The sequence below is a fragment of the Kitasatospora sp. NPDC048715 genome (genome assembly GCF_043198905.1).
Taxonomy (GTDB): Bacteria; Actinomycetota; Actinomycetes; order Streptomycetales; family Streptomycetaceae; genus Kitasatospora; species Kitasatospora lactacystinica.
The window spans coordinates 240,612-264,859 of sequence record NZ_JBICVH010000015.1; the positions used below are offsets into that span (position 1 = coordinate 240,612).

At 73.7% G+C, this 24,248-nt stretch carries 1 protein-coding gene; it reads right to left on the minus strand.

Annotation, left to right across the window (positions count from 1 at the left end; genetic code table 11):
• Window positions 1-8: 8 nt before the first annotated feature.
• Window positions 9-24,155 carry an ADP-ribosyltransferase gene (locus tag ACGFSC_RS27460; RefSeq protein ID WP_359899454.1) on the minus strand — a complete coding sequence of 8,049 codons (24,147 nt, stop codon included), beginning with the start codon at window positions 24,153-24,155 and terminating at the stop codon, window positions 9-11.
• Between the last annotated feature and the right edge of the window lie 93 nt (window positions 24,156-24,248).

Genomic DNA, 24,248 nt, shown 5'->3' on the forward strand with positions numbered 1-24,248 from the left:
GGTGGCTGTCAGTCGTCGGTCAGGCCGTAGTCGGGGTTCGGGGCGAAGTGCTCCGCCGTCTCGTCCCCCATCGGCTCGAAGTCCTCGTCGGCGCCGTCGTCCGGCGGCTCCACCCTGCCGTAGACGATCCACTGGCTCTCCGGGGGCACGTCCGCCTCCCCGCCGTCCAGGGCCCCCTGCTGCAGGGGGTGGTCCGGGGGGATGATCCGGACCGGCCGCCAGCGCAGTCCGGCGCCGAGCAGGATCTCGTTCTCGGCCGGGCTGTGCGAGACCTCCCGGAGGAACGCCCCCGGTGTCCGGTCGGGCAGCATCAGGTACAGCCGGATGAGCCGTTGGCCGAAGGCCCCGTGCAGCCGGCTGCCCGCCGAGACCGAGACGTACGTGGGCTCGGTGACGACCTGCCCGACCTCCAGGACGCCCGGGTGCAGCCCGGGTCCGACGTACGGCGCTCCCCTGCTCACCACGAGGTCCCCCGTCACCGGGCTCTGCTCGATGGAACTGTCCAGGTTCCCGATGACCTCCCGCACCGGGCCCGGGGGCAGGGCGGTGTGGTCCCGGCCCGCCATGGTCAGCTGCCACCGGATCTGCTTGACCTCGTAGTACGAGAACTGCTCGGCGACCTCGCCGTCCCCGGTCTCGCTCGGGGCCGTGTAGAACTCCAGTGCCCCGCGTTCCTCGTCGCTCAGCCCGCGGACGAGCTCCGCCATGGGTTCGAGCCCCTGCCGGTCGTAGTAGGCGTCGCGGCCGAGCCTCTGCTGGTCGGTCCCGAAGAGCTCCAGCTGCGCGAGGCGCTCCCGGAACGCCCGCGGCATCGCGTCGAACTCGGCCGTGCTCATGGTCCAGCCCCCGTCGCGCCAGAACAGGTCGGCGGCCTGGGTGCCGTCGATGCCCGCCAGGGCCCAGCCGGACGGGTCGGCCCAGACCTCCGGGTCGTGCTCCGGGAGCTGGTGGTGCCAGCCTCCGGGCGGCGCCGCGCTGTTGTCGGAGTCGGACCCCACCGAGGAGTCGTCGCCGTTCACGATGCTCAGCCCGCCCAGGCCGTTCAGGACGCTTTCGATGTCGTCGGCCGTGTGGTCGCCGACGTGCCCGCCCGGGTTCCCGTCCGCTTCCGCGGCGGGCTCCGTCAAGCCCATCGCCGCGGTCTGCTCCGGGCTCCGGTGGTCCGGCCGGTAGGCCTCGTTCGGGACGAACTCGACCGCTTCCGCGTACCGGCCGGTCTCGTGGTCCAGTTCGGTGCCGCGCACCAGTTCGACGCCGACGATGTACCGGCCGTCGATGCCCCCGGGGAACGCGACCTCCTGTTCCTCCTCCGAGAGGCCCGGACGGTTCAGGGTCTCCCGGACGTCGATGCCTCCCGGTGCGTCGATCACGTAGCGGTGCCAGGTCCCCCAGTCGACGTGCTGGGCCGTGCGGGAGCGCGTCGTGCTCACCAGGGCCGACGCCTCGTTGCTCCCCACGTAGTCCTGGACGTCGGGGTAGCGGTCCTCCTGCCTCGGCCGCATTCCGCCCCCGAAGACCTCGGGGTAGTCGACCATGTCGGAGCGGCTCCGCTCCCACCGGTACAGGTGGCCGGAGTCGTACCGCCACATCAGGGGCACGGACTGGGCCTCCCGCAGCGCGTCCAGGTCGACGTACCGGCTCGTCGCGACCGGGTTCGGGGGCTCCTGCGCGGCGGCGTGCGGGACGTCGTCCCTCGGCACCAGCGGGACCTCGGGCGCGCCGAACTCGGTGTCCAGGTAGGCGTTCCGCTCGTCGAGGGCGACGTCCAGCGGGCGCAGGTCGGGCCCGTGGTGGTGGTCCTCCGGCGCGCGGTACCGCTCGACCAGCCGGCCCTCCCCGTCGTAGCTGTCCACCTGGCCGTCGGCGAGGTAGCGGGTCTCCCCGCCGCCCGGGAAGCGGTGGATCTCCGTCCCGTCCGGGTGGCGGTGGATCTGCGTCCCGTCGGCGAGGTAGTGGACCTCGCGGTCCGCCAGGTAGTGGACCTCCCGGTCCGGGAGGAAGTGGATCTCCCGGTCCGCGAAGCGCTGGATCTCCGTTCCGTCCGTGAGGTGGTGGACCTCGCGGTCCGCCAGGTAGTGGACCTCCCGGTCCGGGAGGAAGTGGACCTCCTCCCCGGTGGCGTAGCGGTGGATCTCCACACCGTTCTCGTGGCGGACCTCGGGGCCGAACCGCGAGGAGCCCTCGCCGTTCCCCGTGTTGTCCAGCGCGCGTCGTACCGGCGCCGACTGTTCGGGCCGGCCGGCCGCCGGGGCGTGCGGCGGGGGCGTACCGCCCGGGGCGGCGCCGGCCGGGTCCGGGTGGAACGTCCGGAACAGTCCGGTCGACCCGTCCGGGCCCGGTTTGACGTACACGCTCGCGGTCGACGGACCGTCGGGGCCGCCCGGCCTGCCGCTGACGCCGGTGCGGCCGGTCGGCGCGTGGACCGGCAGTCCGGTCTGCCGGGCGACGGCCTGGGCCTGCTCGGCGGACTCACAGCTGAGCAGCGTGATCGAGGCCGGACCGCGGCTCGGGCCGCCGTCCGGGCCGCCGTCCGCGTCGGCGGTCACGTTCCGGTGCGCGTCGGCCGCCTTCAGCGCGAGGTCGGCGAGCCGGCGCTTGAGCAGGGCGCCGACCTCGGTGCCGGTGACCCCGTGGGCCTTGGTGCCGTCGGTCAGCGGGAGGTCGAATCCCTCCGAACGGCCGTGCGCGGCGAAGAAGTAGGTGTGCTTCCCGTCCCACGGCACCTGCTGCGGCACTCCGGTCGCGAAGCCGTCGGTGGAGCGCGGCACGAGGCTCGTGACCTCGCTCAGCCCGGGGTACAGCGTCGACCGCTTCGCCCAGTCGGCCTCGTCGAAGAGCGCCTGCCCGGTCTCCCGGCCGGTGGCGTCGGTGATGGTGTGGGTGAGCAGCAGCTCGTCGGGGACGGTCCGTCCGTCCGCCAGGCGCACCCCGCCGGAGGCCGGCCCGGTCTCCTCGGCGGGGTCCGTGGCGGGCTCGTCGCCGGCGCGCCGGGGCGGCGGCACGGCGGCCGTGTTGTCCGTCTCCTCGGACGCCGACTCGCGGGCCCGGAGGCGGACGTACGTGACGCCGTCCTCCGTCCGCGTCAGCGTGCGCTCGGTGACCCGCATCCGGGCCCCGGGCAGGAAGAGGACCTCTTCCTCCTCCATGTGCGAGGAGAACGGCGCGATGTCGCGGCCGTTGAGGCCGGTCGCCTCCAGCTCCAGCAGGACCCGGTACTCGTCCTGGCCGTCGTACTTCTTCATGAAGCCCAACGAGGTGCTCTCGTTGGTGCTGAAGCTCGCGAACGTCCGGTGCAGGATGACGTCGCCGCCGTACTCGGGCCCGGCGGGCCGGCCGGTCGGCCGCATCGGGTCCTCCAGGGTGCCGTCGCCGCGGAACAGCGTCCCCGTCGCCGCGGGCAGCAGCCGCAGCGCGTCCGCCAGCAGGTGGCTGTGCAGCTGCATCTCCCGCTGGATGCCCGCCAGTTGCTCGGCGGTCAGGGAGTCGGCGAGACTCCACGGTTCGGTCCTCGCCCGCATGCCCTCGTGCAGCTCGGGGATCCCGGTGATCGAGCCGGGCAGCGCGGTGCCCGGGTCCCGGTAGTGCTTGGCGATCAGCGCCGCGATCTTCCCGCGGAGCGCGGGGACGGCGCCGGGGCCCGGGTTCTTGAGCAGCACGTTGATCAGCGAGTAGGCCGGGCCGGTGTAGGTGTACAGCGCCACGAAGTGCGCGGGGCCCAGCAGGTCGGTCACGTCCGTCGCCCTCGCGACGCCGTTGCGGGCCATCCACTGCAGGTACGGGGGCGCCCCGAGTCCCTCGTCCGGGTTGGTCTCGGTCAGCGACTCCCAGCGCCGCCGCGTCTCCTCCAGGACCGTGTCGTTCACCTCCTTCGAGGTGAGGGCCCACTCCAGGTAGGTGCGCTCGTGCGGCAGTCCGGCCGTCAGCTCCGCCGGTGCCGGGTGCTCGAAGGCCGGCCTGACCGGCCCGTCCCAGCCCTCCACCGGCGGGCGCAGCTCGGCCGGCGGGACACCGGGCACGTTCCGGTACAGCTCGGCGCCGTCGGTGTACCGGTGGCCGGGGAAGGCGCCGGCGAGCCGCATGCCCGCCACCACCTCGTGCAGCGAGTGCTCCCCGCCCGTCAGCAGCCAGCCGTACAGCGCCCGGGCGAACAGGTCGTGGTCGCCCTGCCCGAGGAGCCGGTACGCCCGCATGGCCTCGGCCGCGACCCGGGAGGCCGCGCCGTCCGCCGTCCTGATCCCCAGCTCCCGCAGGTCCGCCTGCCGGACGGCGTCGGCCCGCAGGGCCGCGGAATCGTCGAACCGGAACCGCTCGTCGCGGGCCAGCCGGTGGAACTCCCGCATCACCTCGTGCAGGCTCCCGCCGGTGACGAGGTGGGCGGTGCCCTCCGCCCCGGTGGCCTCGGCGATCCGGCGCAGCGCCGCACGGGCCCGGTCGACCACCCGGGGGTCGCCCGCCGTCCACGCTCCGAGCTCCCGGTCGAAGGCCTCCGCGTGGTGCCGGTACCGCGGCTCGTCGAAGACCGTGTGCCGTACGACCGCTGCCGTGGGCGGCGGCTGGGCACCGGGGAGCACGACGGGCGGGGAGCCGTCGCCGGGGTGGAGCTGCTGGTCGAGCGGCGTGGCGGGGTCGAGCGGCGTGTCGACGCCGAACTTCACCGCTCCGTCGATCCCGCCGTGGACGTCGCCCCGGTCGGCCTCCGGGTACGCCGCCCTGCCGTCGTCGTTCAGGTAGGCACCGAGGTCCACGGTCCCGTCCTGGGCGATGCGCTGCCAGTTGCCGCCGCGGACGATCACCGGACGGCCGTGCGCGTCCATCCCGACGCCGGAGGTGACCACCAGGTGGCCCCGGCCGCCGCCCGCCGCACCGGCCGCCGCACCGGCCGCGGGAGCCGGCGGGACGAACCAGACCTGGCCGTCGGCGGCGTAGGCGACGGCCTTGGGCAGCCGGGCCCACACGTGCTCCATGACCTCGCGCACGTACTCGCGGTCCGGCCGGACGTTGAGGTCGCAGGCGACGAAGCGCACCGGCTTCTCGCCGTCCCAGCCGTCCTCCTCGTAGAGCTTGAGCAGCCCGCCCGCGACGTCCGCCGGGGCGACCATGACATGGCCCATCACGGGCACGCCGTCGGCGGTGTGCATGGCCAGGGTGAGGTAGTCGTTCGCGTGCGGGAGGTTCGGGAAGACCGACTCGGTGAGCGTCCGCCAGTCGGCGTGCCGGTCGCCGACCCAGTACAGCGCCTGGGACTCCAGCACGGTCAGCTCGGGGGCGGGTTCGTACCCGGGGTCGCGCCAGCGCTGCTCGACCTCGGTGACGGCCACCGCGCGGCCGGGGCGCTTGAGCCTGTCGACCACGTCGACCAGGGTCCTCAGGTCACCCGCGTCGACCTCGCCGCCGCCGTCGCCCTTCAGCGTCCGGACGTAGTCGACCAGGTCCGCCCTGGTCACCTGCTGGTCGGCCGGCAGGTGCAGGGCCTCGCGGACGAGGTCGGCGGTGCGGCGCAGCCTGGTGAGGTGCGCCAGGGTGATCCGCTCGGTGCCCTGCTGCAGTTCCTGGGCGAGCTTGGCGGTGCGCCAGGCGTTCATGCTCGCCTCGCGGCGGGCCGCCTCCCCCGCGACCAGGTCGGTGACCCGGCCGGCGAGCGGGCGCCCGTGGTCCGCTCCGATGTACTCGGCCAGTGGCCACAGGTCGTCGTGGGTGCGCAGCTCGGGGACGTTGGCGAGCCCGGCCAGGGCCTCGTGCAGCCGCTGGTCCGCGTCGCTCGCCTTCGGGAACGGCGAGGGCGTGGTCCGCTCGGTGGCCTCGATCTGCACGTACGGCTCCCGCAGCGGGGACTGGAGGAGTTGCCGCCCGCCGAGGTCGAAGGTGCTGCCGGGCCGGATCAGGACCTCGGCCTCGCCCTGCTTGTCCGAGAACGGCTGGATGTCGAAGGCGCTGCCGCCGCCGCGCACCGAGAAGTGCAGCAGGGCGCGGTAGGTGAGCGGGAGTTCCGTGCGGGTCTGCATGAACATCATCGCCGTCCGGCGGTCCATGCTGGTGCTCACGAAGTCGGGGTTGCGGAAGGTCTCTCCCCCGTAGGAGGGCGACAGCCGCCTGCCGACCGGTCCCGGCAGGCCCAGGACCCGGTCGCCGCGCCAGAGCTCGCCGGAGTACGGGGGGAGCTTGGCGAGCGACTCGGAGATCAGTTCCGCGTGTGCGATCAGCTCCCGCTCGATCTGCGGGAGCCGCTCCTTCACGGCGCTCTTCAGGGCCTTCCAGTCGTCGGCGGTGCGGTTGCGGGGCAGCTTGGTGAGCAGTGGTGCGAGCACCTGGTCGTGCTTGAGGATCGACGGCAGGCGGGCCGGGTCCGGTGTGCGCAGCAGCCCCGAGATCTGGACCTCCAGGGCCCGCTGCCGGGTGAGCGGACCGAACCTGAGGGCCACGTTGATCAGCGCGTAGGCGGGGCCGGTGTAGACGGCCAGCGCGTCGAAGTGCGCGGGGGTCAGCCGGTCGAGCACCTCCCGCGCGCTCAGCGGGTTGCGGCCCAGCCAGTCGGCCACGACCCGCGAGGCCCGGGTCGGGTCGTTCGCGGCCAGCGTGAACCCGTCGCGGTTGCGCTGCGCGTTCTCCACCACGTCGTCCCGCCAGCCGCCGTCGGCGCGCGGCTTGTGGAGCAGGTCGTGGTAGGCCGCCTCGTGGGGCAGCATGCCGTCCTCGCCCAGCAGCGCGCGCACCTGCTGCTGCGGTATGCCCGGGATGTGCTGGTACAGCGTCGAGACGTCGTCCAGCGCGTTCGGCGGGAGCGGGGGCAGTTCGTCCAGCAACTGCGCGCCCTTGAGGATCTCGTACAGCGAGTGGTCGCCCAGCGGCAGCATCCAGCCGGTGAGGGCCAGCAGCATGTCCTGCGGTGCGCTGTCCACGACCTTGAGCAGTCGGAAGGCGTTCAGCATCTTCGCCGTGGTGGCCGAGATGCCGGTGCTGAGCGGCATGCCCTTGTCGCGGTGGGCCTCGCCGTACCAGGCGGACTTCTCGTTGAGCATGTAGTGCGCCCGGCCGGGCTTCCACGTCAGCGCCTCCCCGTCGCCGACGCCCTGCTGGTACGCCAGTTCCCGGGGGCTCAGCGGCATGCCGCGGTCCTGGAGGCCCTGCGCCGTCAGGTCGTTCGGCGGCACCGGCTCACGGGCCTGGCGGGCCTTCAGGCTGGCCAGGTACTCGGCACCGGCCTTGAGCGGTTCCGTGCCCTGCTTGATGACGGTGCCGGTGCCGAAGTGGTCCTTGGCGAACATGGTGTTGAGGCCGGGCAGGATCTCCAGCACGGAGCGGGTCCCGCTCCGGAGGAAGTCCTGCTGGGCCGCCAGCTCGCGCAGGTCCAGCCCCATCGCCTCGGCCGTCGCCGTGGGGTCGGGGGACTCCAGCATCCGCTGGAGCACCTGCTTGAGGCCGAACGGGGAGTCCTTGACGTAGGCCGCGTTGTAGAACGCGGTCAGCAGTTCCCGGGTGTTGCCGGTCCGCATCATGGTGCGGAACTCCGCCAGGCCGAGCTGTTCGCCGACCTGCCCGGCGGAGCCCTCCTCCGGCTTCCTGTCGGTGTTGAGGAAGACCTGGTAGAGCTCCCCCTCCGGGGTCTCGGGGTGGGCGGCCCGCAGGGCGTCGTAGAGCCGCTGGACGGCGTTGCGGGCCGCGGCCTGCGCCTGGGGGTGCGCGAAGGCGTAGGCACCCAGCCGCGCCTCGAACTCCTCGGCGCGCCGCCGGTGTTCCGGGGTCGCGTGGAGCGCCTGCTTGGGGACGCCGAGGGGCTGGAGGTCCCGCTGGTCGACGACCGGGTGCTGCGCCGTGGCCTCGGCGAGCGGCTGCGGGTCGTGCAGCTGCGGGCCGTGGACCTCGACGACCTCCACGACCGGCCCGTGGGCCGGCGGCGGGGCGTGGTCCGGCGGCGGGGCGTGGACGCCCGCCCCGTTGTCGACGGTCGGGGTGTGCGCCCCGGCGCCCTCCACGGGCAGCCTCAGGTGGAGCCACTGCCCGCCCGCCTCCAGCCGGGGCCGGCCCGAGGCGTCCCAGCCGACCCGCGAGCCGACCACCAGGTGGGTGCGGCCCTGGTCCTGGACCACCCAGACCTTGCCGTTCCCGACGTACGCCTGCAGCTCCACGCCGGGAAGCCGCTCGCGCAGGGACCCCAGCACCTGGGTGACGTACTCCTGGGCGTCGCAGGCGACGAACCGCAGCGGGCGGCCGTCCCACTCGCCGGTGGCGTGGAGCTCCGCCAGCGACTGGGCCAGGTCGTCCGGGTGCAGGGGCCAGCCGTTCCAGCCCGGCGCTCCGTTCTCCGTGACGGCGTGGTAGGCGATGGTGAAGTAGCGCGGGTCCTCCTCGATCGACCGTACGCTCCGCTCCAGGTTCTCGTGCGTGGCCTGGTCGGCGAGCGGGTCCCGCAGGACGCGGACGCCGCCCTCGTGGTGCGGGGTCAGGGCGCGGGCCACCTGGATTCCGACCTGGCGCCGCGGCACGGTCAGGCCGTCCGGGTGCTCGGGCGTGAACTGCGTCCAGTGGTCCGCGGGCGAGACGCCTGCCCTGGTGTCGGCGTGCGGGATCTCCAGCTCGACGGGCAGCAGCCCGGACAGCGAGCGGTTGCCGCCGGAGCCCTGGTCGGCGGGGTCGCCGCCCCTGTGGAGGGTCAGTTCGAGCTGGACGTAGCCCGTGTAGCGGGCCATCGGGGTGTTCGCCTTGGCGTTGGCCACGTACCGGCCGCCGGCGTCGGTGACGGTGCCCGTCCGCCCGCGGTAGGCGCCTCCGAGCAGCAGCGAACCGGTGCCCTCGACCAGGGCCCCGAGGTCGGCCTGGGCGCCGACCTGGCCGCGCAGGTTCCACTGCCGGCCGGTCAGCTGCGTGCTCCGGTTGCCGCCGCCCGACTCGTTCGCCGGGCTCAGCGCGGCCCCGGTGCTGTCGCCGTGGTGCTCCAGCTGGACGAGGGAGGCCTTGACCGTCACCTCCGCGTCGTCGACGAACCAGCGCCGGCCCGAGGAGGGGGTGCCGATCGCCCGCTGCGGGCCGACCTCGGCGCCGGCTCCCGGGTGGGCGCCGACCGCCGGGGCCAGCAGGGAGGAGAGCTGGGCGTGGCTCAGGCCCGCGGTGACGACGGGCTCCAGCCGCTTCCAGGTGCCCCCGCCGAAGAAGCGCGGCCCCTCGGTCCGCAGGAGGCTCCGCAAGCCGGCGGTGTCGCCGACCCAGCGCAGCACGTCCCCCGGGCGCAGGCCCGAGGTGAAGACCTCCGCCGGCGGCACCCGCAGATCGCGCGGGAGGGAGGGGCCGCGCCGCTGCCCGGGCCCGGTGGCGTCCGCGGTGGCGCGGGCGGTCTCGGTCAGCACGTCGGCGTGGATGACGGCCTCCGCGACCGTCCGGCGCAGCCGCCACTGCGGGACGACCGCGTTCCCGGCCTCGGCCAGGTTGCGGACGACCGTCTGCGTCCTGGAGAGGGCGGATTCGGGGACGACCCGCACCGGCCGGGCGTCCAGGGGCAGCGGAACCGCGGGACGCCGCTCCATCACCACCGACAGCCGGATCGTGGCCCGGTGCGCCTCGGCGGCGAGCTTGGTCTTGACGGCCGTTCCGGTCACCAGGACGTCCCGGCCGTACTCCAGTGCGTCCGTGCGCCGGGTGTGGGTGACGCCGCCGCCGATCACGGCGGACACGCCCGTGCCCACGGTCCCCAGCACGGTGAGCCCGAGCGAGTCGGCGTGCCCGCTGCCGGAGTTGGTGCCGGCCTCGGAGCTGGTGAAGGCGGTCTGGGAGCTGGCACCGATGTTGAACTCGACCTGGGGCGCGTCGCCGGACTTGGTCATCCGGTCCACCGAGGCGGTGATCCGCACCGTGCTGCGGCCGTGCGTCAGGACGATCTCGTGGCCCGAGGTCATGGGCTTCAGCAGCGGGTGCAGCCTGTCGAAGTCGAGGGCGTCGAGGAGCCGGGTCCGCATCCCCTCCCAGTCCCGGCCGAGCACCGCCCGGCCCTTCGGCGCCAGCTCGGCGACCACGTCGGCCACCGCCCGCGGCCCGGTGCGCACCGTTCCGTCCTGGGCCTCCAGGTGGACCCGGGTGACGATGTCCGAGGAGCCGAGCCGCTTGTCCGGGAGCTGCAGGACCGCCGGGTTGTCGTCGGCCGGGGGCCGGACCACCTCGCGGTGCGGGGCCGCCACCAGGACCGGCGCCTCCGCGGTCGCCCCGGCCAGCGACCGCTGGAGCGTTCCCGGCACGAACCGGACCGTGAACACGGCGTCCCCGTCGAACAGTTCGGCGGTCTCCACGCTCTTGCCGCGGCTTCCGGTGCCGCCGGTGCGCTCGATGGTGAGGCCGCGCGCGCTGTCCCGGGTGTGGGCGTACTCGCCGGTGACGCTCACGTGCGGGACGGTGCCCTTGAGGGAGACCCCGCCCCGCCAGCGGCTGAGCCGGTCCCAGCTGTAGCCGACGACGGTGCGCTGCTGGCTCCCGAGCTCGAACTCGAAGCCGTCCACCGTCCGCCGGTGCCGCAGGGCCAGCGGGGCGACGGTGACCTCCACCGTCCCCTTCCAGCTGCCGGTGTCCACCGACACCTTGAGGCTGCCGCCCCGGCTGAGCCGGGACAGCGAGGCGGTCAGGCCGGCCGCGTCCAGCCGGGCGGCGAGCCGGGCCGACGCGTGGGCGGAGACCGGGCCGGCCGTCCCGAGGACGCGGTGGACCTCCTCCAGGACGGACGGGCCGCGCCGGCCGACGCTGAGCACCACGTCGGAGTGGCCGAGCTTGTCGGGGACGCTCAGGTGCTCGGGGGCCTGCCCCGCGGGCTGCGGCTGCGGGGCGGGCGGGTCGGAGGGCGGGGGCACCGCTTCGTCGAAGGGGTTGGCGATGACCCGGTCGGGCCGTTCCCGGGGCTCGGTGTGCGCCTGCTCCATGCTCAACGCGGCGTCCAGCGCGACCGGTTCGCCGTGCGGCCTGCCGTTCAGCGTCAGCCGGAGCTCGAACGTCGCGTCGTACAGCACCTGGGCGCTGCGGTACTTGCCGTTCGCGTAGCTCTTGGCCGAGGCGCCGCCCCGCCAGCCGTCCCGGTCGCGCACCTCGTGCTGGACCGTGGCGGTGCCCTGGAGGGTGTCCGTGAACGGCTTGCCGTTCCCGTCCAGCACGTTCTCGCGGGTGTGCACCGGCCCCTTGCCGAAGGCCTGGGCCGAGACGTTCCTGCTGTCGGAGTTCAGCAGCCGCTTCGACTCGAAGGTGGTGCTCTCCCGGACGGGGTTGAGGTCCGCCGACGCCTGCTCCCGCCGGTACGTCAGCGAGGTGACGTGGGCGGTGACGCCGATGCCGAGCCTGCTCAGCGGGCCGAGCGTGACGGCGGGGCCGCGCAGCGGGACCTCGTGGGTCATGCCCACCAGGTGGGCGCCGACGGCCGCCTGCGAGAACGCCCGCAGGACGTCCTCCCTGACCCCGCGCCACGTCTTCGCCCCCAGCTGGGCGAGGCCGATCTCGTCCAGCCGGGCGTGCAGCGGTGCGACGCTGTGCACGTCACGGACGACCGTGGTCACGGGCAGGCCGGTGTAGGCGGCCGAGCCGTGCCAGATCCCGGTCGGCGGGTGCGGGACCAGGGTGCCGGGGGGCAGCGGCGCGTGGTCCGGGTGCGGGGCGGGGTTCTCCTGGCCCGGGGTCGGCGGGGAGGTCTCCGCCCGGTCGACGACCACCCGGAAGCCGAGCCCGGCGTCGACGGAACGGGCCGGGCCGGGCCGCCGGGTGCCGAAGGGGCCGAATTCGACCTGGATCCGCGCCTCGCCCTCGAACACCACCGCCGCCGTCTTCACCTTGGTGCCCAGCGACAGTTCGTCGCCGCCGCCGTTCAGCGTCACCCGGTCCCGGCCGGTCCCGGCGCCTGCGCCGGCGCCTCCGCCGCCGTTCTTGGCCGACCCGGTCGCGCTGAGCGGCAGCGGGAACTGCCAGCCGGTGCTCGTGGTGTCCTGCTGGACGTGCGAGCGGGAGGTTCCGGTGGCGATGTTGAACTCGGTGGCCGGCAGCTCCGCCGTCTGCCCGATCGTGTGGATCCGGGCGTTCTTCAGGGTGATGACGGCCCTGGGGCCGACGAGGCCGTCCACCTCGACGGTCAGGGTCTCGCCCGACATCAGCGCCTTGAGGTCCTGGTGCAGCGCGCCCAGGTCGACCTCGTCCAGCAGCTTGGCCTTCAACGCGGGCCAGGCGCTGCCGAAGTGCTCCCGCGCCTGGGTCTCGAAGCCCGCGACGAACGCGGCGATGCCCTTGCCGCCGGCACCGGGTGCGTTCAGGTCGGGGAGCTGGATGCCCTCGGGCCCCTCGACCGGCTCCGGCCGGTGCCGCAGTGCCCACACGTCCGTCACGATGTGCGAGCCGGACAGCCGCCCGCCCGGGCCCGCCCCGGGCGGCGGGAGGAGCGGGAGGTCGACCGGCCGCGGAGCTCCGGTCTCCCGGAGCGGAACGGCGACCTGGGCCCGCACGTCCACCGGTCCGATCGGTCGCGGGACGGCTTCCGGGGACACGTCGGTGCCGCGGTGGGTGAGGTCGAGGAACCGCGCCGACAGGTGGAAGACGGTGTCGAACAGCGCGGCGGTCTCCGAGGTCTTGCCGCGGGCCACCGTCCGGCTCGCCTGGGCGTCGGTCGTCCCGTGCTGCCGGCCGTACCGGTAGCCGACGGTCTCGGTGAGGTCGGCCGGCTTGCCGAACTTGAACTTCGCCTGGCCGCCCACGTTCCCCTGGAGCAGCCGGTCCCCGGTCACGCCGACCGAGGTCTGCCGCTCCGAACCGTACTCGAACTCGAAGTTGTCGGCGGCCCTGAGGAAGGTGCTGTTCCCGAGGTCGGCCCCGACCCGGACGGTGCCGGTCCAGGCGCCAGCCGAGAACGGCACGTCCCACACCTCGCCCCGGGACAGCGCCGTGAGCTTCGCCTGCAGGGTCTCCGCGCCGAACAGGCTCTCGGCCAGCGTCCTGGCCGCCGGCTCCTCACCGTGCAGCACCGCGGCGAACCGGCGGGTGAAGTGGTCGAGGAGCTGGGTGCGGGTGCTGCCGAGCCCGATCAGCACGTCCGAGGAGGCCAGTCCGTGCTCGTCGATCCGCGACGGACGGGCGGGCAGCTCCGGGCCGACGACGGTGCGCACGACACCGTTCAGGTCGGTGACGGTGTCACCCGGCTGCAGGACCTCCAGGGGAGCGTGCTGCCCCTGGTCGTGCTGCTCGACGACCGTCTCGTCCACCGGCGCCACGGATTCCATGAACTCCCGGAACCCGGTGAACACCTCCTCCTCGCTCGGCCGGACGACCGTCGCCCGCTCCCGCGTCGCGGAGTCCATGAACTCCCGGAAGCGGCCGAACAGGTCCTCCTCGTCCAGCCGGGCGACGGTCCTGCGCTCGCGGACCGCGGAGTCCATGAACTCCCGGAACCCGGTGAACAGCTCCTCCTCGGCCTCGGTCCGGCCGACCTGGTTGGCCGGCTCCGGATGGGCCGCCCGCGGGTCCGTCCCGAAGAGGCGCTCCAGCAGCGGCACCAGCTCGGGCACGTTCTCCCGCACCCACGGCGCACCGTTGTTGCGCGGCGCCCCGGTCGACGGGTCACTGCCGTGGTTGTGCCCGAAGTACGCCGTCACCAGCTGCGCGAAGAACTCGTGCTCGTCGCGCGCCGAGTAGTTCCCGACCCGCTCGCCGTTCCCGTCCCGCAGACCGCCGTCCGGCCAGGCCGTCACGGACTCCTCGCCGAACAGCTCCGCCAGCGCGTCGGAGACGCTCCGGTCCCGGAAGGCCTGCCCGACCAGCTCCCGCTGCGCCTCGGTCAGACCGAACTCGTGGATCGCGTGCGCGAGTTCGTGCGCCGACGTGGAGTACCCCTCGGCGTACGCCGGATGCTCCCCCACCGGCGTCCGCGCACCGAGCAGGTTCTCCTCCGTGATCAGCACGGTCCCGTGCCCGCTGGAGCCCCGCACGACCGACCAGTCACGCCCGTCACCCGTGCCGTGCCCGGACGCCGCGAAGCCCGGGACCTCCGTCATCGGCACGTCACGCGGCACCACCCCGACCCGCAGGCCCGCCGCCACCAGCCGCTCCGCGACCTCCTTGTTCGCCAGCATCCGCGCCACCAGGTCCTCGGCCGTCCGGCGCGCCGCGACCGGCTGGTGCGTCCGGGGGTCGACGTCGACGAGCAGCCTCGCCGCCGCCTGCGCGAAGTCCTCCGGCCCCAGCTCGTCCCGCAGACCCGCCATGAAGGCCTCGTCCGCCGCGAGTTCGCGCCGGTCCTCCGAGGAGAGGTGCTCCAGCACCTGCACCCACTCGTGCAGCGGCCCCGGCACCGGCATCTCCCCGCCGCCCAGCCCCACCGGCGGCCGGCCCGGCGCGACCTGCCCGTCCTGCCCGGTCGGCGCGGGCGCCGGGAACGTCGGCGACGGCTGGGACGGCGGCTGCTGCATCGCCGTGTCCGTCGGCGACGGCGGCCGCGTCGCCGTGCCGGGCGGCGGCGGGGTGGGGGCCGGTCCGGTGAGCCGCAGGTCCGAGGAGAGTTCCGTCGCGACCTGGTCGGCGGGAACCCCCGAGTAACCGGCCGGCATCTCGATGACCACGGGCACCATCTGCACGCTGCTGCCGCTCTGTCCCGCATCGGACTTGACCATCATCCACGTACCGCCCGTGGCGACCACCGGGAAGCCGTGGGAGTCGTAGCCGGTCGAGGTCGAAGCGACGAAGGTCCGGCCGCCCCCGGGAGGCAAGGGATCGCCGATGTGCCGACCGGGGAACGGCACGAACCAGAGGTCCTCCTTGGGTGCCCGAATGGTGACGTGCACGTCCCTCATGGAGAGGTACACGTGGAGTGTGGCCAGGTACACGCCGGCCTGCGTCGCACCCAGCCGGGGGACGGCGAGCTCGATGTCCCCCGTCCCGCTCCAGTACCCGTGCTTCTTGAGATCCGCGATCAGGCGGGCCATCTCCCAGGAGGTGACCTGGTGCCCGTCGACCGTCGGGAAACCGTCCGCATCGGCGCGGCCCACGATCTCGAACGTCCTGGACGAGCTCTCGACGTACCCGAACTCCGGCAGCACCGTGCCGTCCAGCACCCAGCCGTGGAACCCGCCCGAGGTGTCCGTGAGCGGCCGGCCCTGCTGGACCCAGTCGTCGCCCGGCAGTCGGTGCACGACCGGACCGGGCACCGGCGGCAAGGTCGGCGGCACCTGAGCGCCCGGTCCCGTCTGCTGCCCCGCCGCGGCGTTCCCGTCCACCTCCGGCGATCCGTGCGCGGTGTTCCCGCCGTCCTCCAGCAGGTCGTCCAGCTCGATGATCCTTCCCTCGGGCTCCTGCCCCGGCCCGTGCACCGGTTGGTCGTCGGCCGGGTCCGGATCGAGGTGCGTCTCCCAGGAGGTGACCTCGGTGCCGAGCCCGACGGTGTGGGGTGCCGGGCCCACGAGCGGCAGCCCTTCGCCGTTACTCACCCTGAACTCGGTCTTCTCGTCGGCGAAGTACGGCCCGAGCTTCTCCGGCCGGCTCCCGTGCTCCAGCCAGACCCAGTTTCCGGGACCGGCGTACACCCGCTCCCCGGCGACGGACAGGCCGACCTTCTCGGCGACGAGGAGGTGCGTGGTGCCGAGCGGCGAGGCGGTGATCCAGACGTTTCCCGCCGCCGCGAGCGCGAGGATCCTCCGGTCCATCCGCCACAGGTGGTTCAGCATCTGATCGGCGTACGACCGGTGGGCGTCCGACGCCAGGTCGGTGGCCAGCAGGCGCAGGGGCCGGCGGACGTCCCAGCTGCCGTCCTCCACCAGCTTGAACAGGGCGTGCGCGGCCTCGGCCGGGGTGAGGGCGGTGCCGTGCAGAGCGGGGCGCCCGCCGACGGTGTCCAGTACCACGGTGAGGAAGTCGCCCCGGAACTGCAGCGTGGTCAGGAGCGGCACCAGGGCGTCGTGCTCCGCGGGCCGGTCCCCCAGCAGGTACAGGCCCGCTTCGCCCGGGACCGCCGGCTCCGCGTCGGCCCGCCCGACGGCCTCCCAGGCCGTCCGCAGGGCGGCCACGGCCGAGGCGTGGTCGGTGTACTCCACGTCCTGTGCGACCGCCAGGATCCGGCGCAGGTCGTGGTCGCCCGTTCCGGTCCTGCCGGTCACCTGTCCGGTGAACCGCTGCAGGTCGTCCTGGGTGATCCGGTGGTCCGGGGACAGACCGAGTTCGGTGCGGGCCAGGGTGGCGACCAGGGACGCACCCGTGAGCTCGGCGAGGGTGTGCCCGACGGCGTCGTGCAGGGTGGCGGTGATCCGCGCGGCGTCCCACAGGTGCTCGGTCGCCCGGCGGACCAGGACGTCGTCCGGAGCGTCCGCCTGGGCCCGGCGCGCGTCCGGCAGCCCGACGTGGGCACCCGCGGCCCTGGCCAGCTGCCAGAGGTCCCGGTGGAACCGCGCCTCGGACGTGTTCGCCAGGCCGGCCAGCTGGGACCTGAGCTTCTCGTGGAGCCGCTGGGGCCACTGCGGCGAGTCGTTCTGCCACTCGAACGGCCGCGCGGATCCGTTCTCCATGTAGTCGATCCGCTCGTACGGTCCGGTGCTCGCGCTGCCGGTGCCGCTGCCCGTGACCGTGAGGACCGCACCGGGCTTCATCAGGATCTCCCGCTCCCCGTCCCGGTAGCGGGAGAAGGGCGTGATGTCGACACCGCTGTCGCCCGCCAGGCGGATCCGGGCCAGGACCCGGTGGGCCAGTCCGTACCGGGCGAGCTTCTCGTCGGGCGCCAGGAATTCCTGGGCCGTCTCCTCCAGCCGACTGGTGCTGAGCAGCCCCGCGCTGCTCTGCTTGTTGCCGGGCCTGGCCGCCGTGAACACGCTCTCCGGACCGTCCAGGCGGCCCAGCCCCCACTCTCCCCGGTACACGACCCCGGTCACCGCCGGCAGCCGGTCCAACGCCTCGATGATCATCTCGGCGTGGATCCGCAGCTCCTTCTCGATCTCGGGCAACAGTTCCCTGGCCATCCGGGAGAGTTCCGCGGTGTGCTCGGGCGTCCGGTGCTTCGGCCCGGGAGTGGCGATGAGCCCGCCGAGCACCGGGTGCTCCAGGAGCATCGACGGCACCGCCTCGACCTTCCCGGCCAGCAGGGCGTCGATCTGCTTGGCCAGCGCGGTGTGCAGCAACGGTCCGTCGTACTTCAACAGCGCGTTGATCAGCGGGTAGGCCTTCCCGGTGTAGATGTTGAGCGCCTCGACGTGGGCCACGCTCAGCCGCGCGCCGAGTTGCTCCCGCGTCAGCCCGTTGTCGGCCAGCCACTCCCGCTCGAACGGGTACGGCACCTTCCCCGGCTCGACCATCCGCTGCCACACCCGGCGCACGGATTCCAGGCCCTCCTCCTCGAAACCGCCGTTGCGGCGGGAGCGGCTCGCCAGGGCGTGGTACACCGACTCGTGCGGGAGCATCCCGAGCTCCCGGCGCAGAGTGCCCTCGGGCAGGCCCGGAACGTGCCGGTACATCGCGGCGGCCTCGGTCAACAGGTGCGACGGTACCGGCGGGAGCTCCCCGGCGAGTTCGGCGCCCTTGAGGATCTCGTAGAGCGAGTGGTCGCCCAGCGGCAGCATCCAGCCGACCAGCGCGAGCAGCATGTCCTCTGCCGCAACGTCCGGGACCTTGAGCGCGCGGAACGCGCCGAGCATCTTCGCCGTCGTCGCCGAGACGCCGGTGCTGAGCTGCATTCCCTTGGTGTTCCGGGCCTCGCCGTACCACTTGGAGGCCGTGTTGACGTCGTGCTTGAAGTTGCCGGGCTCCCACTGGAGGGCCTGGGAGGGGTCGGCGCCCTGGAACGTCTTCTCCCGGGGGCTCAGCGGCATCCGGAGCTCGATGAGCTTGCGGTCCAGCTCGAGCGGATTCGTCTCGGTCCGCGGCGTGCGGGCATCGGAGCTGGCCCGGAACTCCCGCTGCAGTGCCAGCGGGGCCCGGTGCGCGACCGCACCGGTGGCGAAGTAGTCCTTGTCGAAGTAGCCGGCCCCGCCGGTCAGCGCGTGCGAGACCTTCCGGGTGGAGCTGTTGAGGTAGTCCAGCTGCTGCGGCACCCGGGTACTGTCCAGTCCCAGCTCGCGCAGCCGGGCGGCCGGATTCCCGTGCTCGGCCAGGCCGGTCAGCAGCTGCTTGAGACCGTACGAGCCGGGTGGCTGCGTGGCGTCGTGGGCGTAGGCGGCGTTGAAGAAGGCCGTCATCAGCTCGCGGAGGTTGCCCGTCGCCAGCAGCTCGTGGAACTCGTCCCGGGTGAGGTGCTCGCCGACCTGCCCGGCCGAGGTCAGGTCCTTGCTCAGGAAGACCCGGTAGACCTGCCCGCCGGTCGGGTCGCCGTGCGCCGACTTCAACGCCTCGTACAGCCGGTACGCGCTCCCCCGGGCCGCTTGCAGCGCCCGTTCGTCCCGGTAGGCGAGCAGGCCGACGGACCTCTCGAAGTTCTGCGCGACGGTCTCGTACTCCGGTGCGTTGTACAGGTGCTTGCGGCCCGCGCCGAACTGGTGCGCCTGCGGGTCCGGCGCGACGATCCGGTGCTCGGGCGTGGCGGTCAGCGGTGCGGACCCGCCGTCCTGGTGGGCCGGCAGCTCGGTGGCCACCACCTGGACGTGCTCGGCCGGGGCGTGCTCCGCCGGGACGTGCTCGGCCGGGGCGGTGAGCCGGACCCAGTGGCCGCCCGGCTCGACGCGCGGGAGTCCGGCGCTGTCGAAGCCGACGTCGCGGGTGACGACCAGCCGGCGCGAACCGTCGCCCGCGACGCGGTCGGGCACCAGCCACAGGGTGCCGCCCGGGGCGTCCACCTCGACCTTCAGCGCCGGTCGCTGCTCGCGCAGCGCGGCGGTGAAACGGCCCGCGTACGAGTCCGCGCCGCCGCGGCCGACGTCGCAGCCGGCCAGGCGCAGCGGCCGGCCGTCCCACACGCCCCGGTCGTACAGGTCGAGCGCGGTCCTGGCCAACTCGCGGGGCGGGACGGGCTTTCCGTCGACATGCGGCGCGCCGTCCGGTCCCTTGCCGTGGAAGACCAGGGTGAAGTGGGACGGGTCGGAGGGGAAGTGGGCGAGCGCCTCGTCGGTGGCGCGCGGGTCGGAGCCGCGGTCGGCCAGCCAGTGCACGCCTGGGCGGATCTCGGTCGTGGCCGGCGGGCGCTCGTGGAGGGCGCCCGGGGCGCCGGGCTCCGGGGCCGTGGGCACCGGCAGGTCGTGCTCGCCGGGCAGGTCGGCGGTTTCCCGGGCCCGGACGGCACCTCCGCCGTCGGCCCCCCGGTCGTCGGCCCCTCGGTCGTCGGCGCCGCCGTGGTCGCCGCCGGTGGTCCGGATCAGGGCCCCTGCGGCTCCCCCGTCCGGGGAGCGGTCGCCGCCCTCCTCGGGATCGGCTTCCGTCCGGCGGCCGAAGGCGTCCTCGTGTGCGCGCTGGTGGGCCTTCCAGCCGGCCGCGTCGAAGTGGGCGAGCGTCCACAGTTCGCGGTAGTGGGCGATGAAGTCGTCGCCGTACTCGCGCTTGAGGTGGTCGGTCAGGGCCTCGTTGAGGTCGTGCCGCGCCGCGAGCCCGTCGAAGCCCTTGGCGGCCTCGCGCAGGGCGGGGGCGGCCTCCTTCTCGAAGGCGGCGTGCTCGGCCAGTTCCCCGGTGAGCTCGCGGCGGCTCTCCTCCCAGTGCTCCTGGCGGCCGGCGAGGTCCTCGTGGGAGCGGAAGGACTCGTCGAAGGCGCGGGCGATCCGGTCGCCGTGGCCCTCCGCCAGGCGCTCGGCGGCGTGCGTGGACAGGCCGTGCTCGCGGGCGACGGCCTGGGCCTCCGCGGTGGCCTGCCGGCGGACGGCGAGGCGGGCGGCCCGGTGGGTGAGCCGGTCGTGCAGGGCGGCGGGGTCGGTGAGCCGGTCGAGGGCGCCGCGGAGCGCGGCCGGCTCGCCGACGCGTTCGGCGGCGGCCCGGTCCGCTTCCTCGGCGAGTTCGCGGAGCACCGTGTCCCTGGCCCGCAGCACGTCGGACTCGCCGGCGCCGAGCTTCTCGGCGAACTCCTTGCGCGCGGCGTCCTCGGCCCAGGATTCGGCCGCCTTCTCCGTCTCCGCGACGGCCCGGCGGATCGCCGCCTCGCGGACCGCCTGGACGGCGAACTCGTGCGGCAGCGCCCGGTCGTGCCCGGCCAGGGACCGGGTGAACAGCTCCACGGCCTCGTCGCGGTCCCGGCGCCTGCCGGTCGCCGCGTCGAGCGGGCCGGCCGCCTTCTCGAAGTCGGCGGCGAGGCGGTCGCGCAGCCGGTCCCGGACCGCCTGCACGCTGCTCGACGACAGGTCGGGGCGTTCCGTCACCCCGGCGGCGTCGAGCAGTTCCCGGTCGGCCGGGGAGAGCCGCTCGTACCAGTCGTGGGCGGCCCGCTCGACCCGGTCCTTGGCGAGGGCCAGGGCGTTCGCCCGGTCGGTGTGCAGGGCGAGTTCGTCGCGCGCGTGCTCGGTGAGCCGCTGGAGGGCGTTCCCGGCCCGGGTGTTGGCCTCGGTGGTGAGGCTGTCCGCGTCGGCGTAGATCCGGGCGACCTCCGCCTCCGCCCGCGCCTTGAAGTCCTGCCGGACGAGGTCCACGACGGGAGCGGGGGTGCGGTCGGGGGTGTGGGCGACGCCGGCGTCGCCGTCGGTGATCCGCGGGGCGTTCCAGGCGGCCGCCGCCCGGTCGAAGTGCTGCACCGCCACCCGGACGGCCGCCTCGCGGACGGAGGCGACCCGCACCAGGCCGTCGAGGTCGCCGAGGATCCGCTCGCGCTCCCCCGGCCGGGCGGCCAGCTCCTCGTACATCATCGCCCGGGCGCGCTCGTGGACCGCTCCGCGCAGGTTCGCCGGCGCATCCTCCGGGAACCGGCCGGGGGCGTCGAGGGCCTCGTTCAGCAGCCGCTCGGCCTCGTCCTCGCGCCGGTGGCCGCTGCCGTCCGGGTCGGCCCGCAGCTCCTCGGCCGCATCGGTGAGCTTGGCCTCGTACTGGTCCTGGAGGTCGCGCTGGGTCCGGCGCCACTGCTCCGCCCGCTCGCCGTCCGCCTCGGCGCGGATGTGCTCGGGGGCGTCGGTGTAGTGGTAGGAGTCCGGTTCGGCGCCGAAGCGCACGGCGGTGTCCATGGGGCGCAGGTCGCCCTCGGACTGGTGCTGGTACTCCGCCGGCTTCGTCGACGCGGTCGTGGTCACGATCGGCTGGTCGCCGTCGGGCGACTTGGAGTACGTGTGCCATTCGCCGCCGCCGACGACCGCCGGGCGGCCCAGCGAGTCGAAGCCGACCTTGTCCGCGACGATCACGTGGCCGGTGCCGGAGGCCGTCCTCATGGTCGTACCGTCGAACCCGGGCGCCACCCAGACCGGCCCGTTCGCCGCGACGGCCTTCAGGTCGGCGAGCTTCGGGTGCGACCAGACCTCGGCCATCACCTGCCTGATGTAGTTCGGGTGCGCGCTGTCGAGGTTGCAGGAGACGAACTCGATCGTGCGGCGACCGCCCGACAGGTGTCCGAGGCTGTCCAGGCCCACGATCACGGCGGCCAGGTCCTTGGCCGATACGGGCACGCCGCTCTCGTCGGTGTGGATCGCGACGGTGTAGCGGTCGTTCCGGACGGGCAGCAGCGACAGCACGTCCGGCAGGTCGGCGCCCGGCTTGCCCGCGACCCACCCGGGCTGCCGCCCCTCGCCCTCGGGCAGGAAGTTGCCGCGGTCCCACGGGACGTCGCCGTCGCCGCCCGTGCGGAGGTAGTCCAGACGCTCGTGGACGACCGGTTCGGGCTTCGGCTGTGCGTCGGGCTTCGGCTGCGGGTCGGGCTGCGGCTCCGGCCGGGGCTTCGACGGCCCGTCGGACCCGTCGGACCCGTCGGACCCCTTGGGCTCCTTGGGCTCGTTCGGGTCCTTGGGGTCCTGGGGGTCCTTCGGGTCCTTCGGGTCCTTCGGGTCCTTGGGGTCGTGCGAGTCCTTCGGCTTCGGGTCGAGGTCCTGCCGCTCGCGGGTGCCCTGGTTCCCGCCGTCGTCGTGCTGCCGGGGCGGTGCGGCCGGCTGCTCCGCCGTTGTCGGCGCCTCGGCCGACGACTCCGTCCTGGACCGCGTCACGGGCGGGGCGGACCCCTCCGAGGTCTGCTCCGCGGTCCTCTGCTCCGCGGCCGTCTGTTCCGCGGTCCTCTGCTCCGCTTCGTGCCTCGGTGCCTGCTCCGGCGTCTCCTTCGGGCCCCCCGTCGTGTTGGCCGGCTTCGGCGCCTCCGGCCTCTCGTTGTTCGAGGAGGACTTGGGCGCCTCGGAGGACGTCCTCGTCGAGCCGTCCCCGCCGGTCGTCCTCGGACTGCCCGCCGGGGGCTTCGCCGACTTGTCCCCGGCCGGGGCCGCGGAGCCGTCGGAGTCCGTCCTCAGGTTCTCCGGCCGCGAGGCGTCCAGCGGGCCGGTCCCGGGCAGCTTGCCGCCGATGCCCTCGGGGCCACCGCCCACCGCCCCCGCCCCCTCCGGGCGGGAGACCCACAGGGAGGTCGGGTGGCCCATCAGGGTGGACACCACGGCCAGCGGGAAGCGCGCGTAGTTGGGGAGGTTGATGTCCTCCATCCGCAGTCGCAGCGGGCCGCCGGCGATGTGCCCGAGGTGGCCGAGCGCGCCCATGGCGACGCCGCCGTAGAAGCTCTCGACGCTGACGGTGAACTTGTGGTTCTCGCCGAAGGCCAGGTTGTACGCGCCCTCGGTGACGATGTTCTGGACGCCGCCCTTGAGGTAGTTGCCGACGCCCTCGCCGAACCGGTACAGGAACTGCCCGGCGGTCTGCGGGTGCAGGCCGTCCATCAGGCTCACCGCGCGCCCCGCGAGGTCCTGGGTGGCCTGGATGGTCTCCCGGAGGTGCTGCTGCTCCGCCTGGAGGAACTTCAGGTCCCTCATCCCGCTGTCCAGCGCGCCGCCGCCGAGCTGCTTCAGCTCGTTCTGCATGTGGCCGATCTGCTTGGTGATGCCCTGCAGTTCGGCCCTGAGCGTGCCCGACTCCATCCTTCCGCTGGCCGCGACGAGCGTCGACACCAGCTTGTTGACGGTTCCGAGGTCGATGGCGTAGCGGGCGCCCTGGCTGGCGAGCCGCGAGGCGATCAACCGGCCCGCGGCGTTGGAGAGTTCCTTGTCGATGCCGAGCTCGAGGAGCTGCCGCTCGAAGGTCTCCCCCATCTTCTGGGTGAGCTTCTCGACCTTGCTGAGGTGCTCGGCGACGTTCTCGATCCCCTTCTCCCCGGCCTCCTTGCCGAACTTCTCCCCGACCTTGTCCGCGAGCTCCTTGAGGGCGTTGTCCTGGACCTTCTTCTCGGTGTTCTTCGCGACCTCCTTGGCGGTGTTCTTCGCGGCTTCCTTGGCGGTCTTCTTCGCGAGGTCCTTGGCGACGTTCTTCTCGGCCTGCTCGATGGCGGTCTTGAGCGTGAGGCTGCCCTCCTTCCGCATCAGGTTGAGGGCCTCCTTCAACGTGCCGGTCGGGAGGTTCTTCAGCAGGCCCTTGAACTCGGAGCCGGCCAGCGCCTTGAGGTCGGCCTGCAGCCCCTTGCTGACGCCGCGCCCGAAGATCCGCCCGAAGGCCTTGCCGAGGCCGAAGGTGAACAGCTCCAGCGGACCGGTGAGCAGGCCGTTGATCGCGCCCATCTCGATCGACTGGATGAAGGATTCCTTCTCCCACTTGTCCTTGTGGCCCTGGCCGATCTGGATGCCCTGGATGATCCCGTCCATCAGCATGGCGGTGGTGATGGAGAGGAACTCGTGCAGCAGGAGCTGCTTGAACAGCCAGATGAAGACCTGCTTGATCACCGCGCCCGCGGTCTCGTAGGCGACGAAGATCCCCGCGAGCGAGCCGCCGAAGGTGATCGGCGACATGGCGATCGCCCAGGCGATCTGGGCCACCAGCTGGATGAGCTGGGCGATGATCATCCACTTGGCGTACTCGACCTGGTTGGCCACCTTGTGGGCGAAGTCGCCGAGCTGCTTGGCCATCTCGCCCGCCGCCGAGACGTAGTCCGTGCCGCCGGTCTCGCCGATCAACTGGCGCATCTGCTCCATGAAGGCGTCGGCCGCCTGGCCCTCGAAGCTCTCGCCGCAGAGCTTGACCAGCTCGACCAGGTAGCCGCGGAGCTCGGGGACCTTCTCGTGGATGGCCAGGTAGTCGTCGCCCGCTATGCGCAGGTGGTCCTCGTTCGCCTCCGGCCACTTCATGCCGGTCACGATGCTGAAGAACTTCGCCAGGCCCGGCGGCAGCATGATCGACACGGTGGTGCACTCCTGGCAGTGGACGAGCGGGGAGGGGGGTGCCCGGCGGCGGAGGTCCGACGGACCGGTGGGGCCCGCCCGGGC

What these genes read in the sequence shown, in the direction of transcription:
- ACGFSC_RS27460 (WP_359899454.1), bottom strand. Translation starts at nt 24,155, where the DNA reads ATGCTGCCGCCGGGCCTGGCGAAGTTCTTCAGCATCGTGACCGGCATG.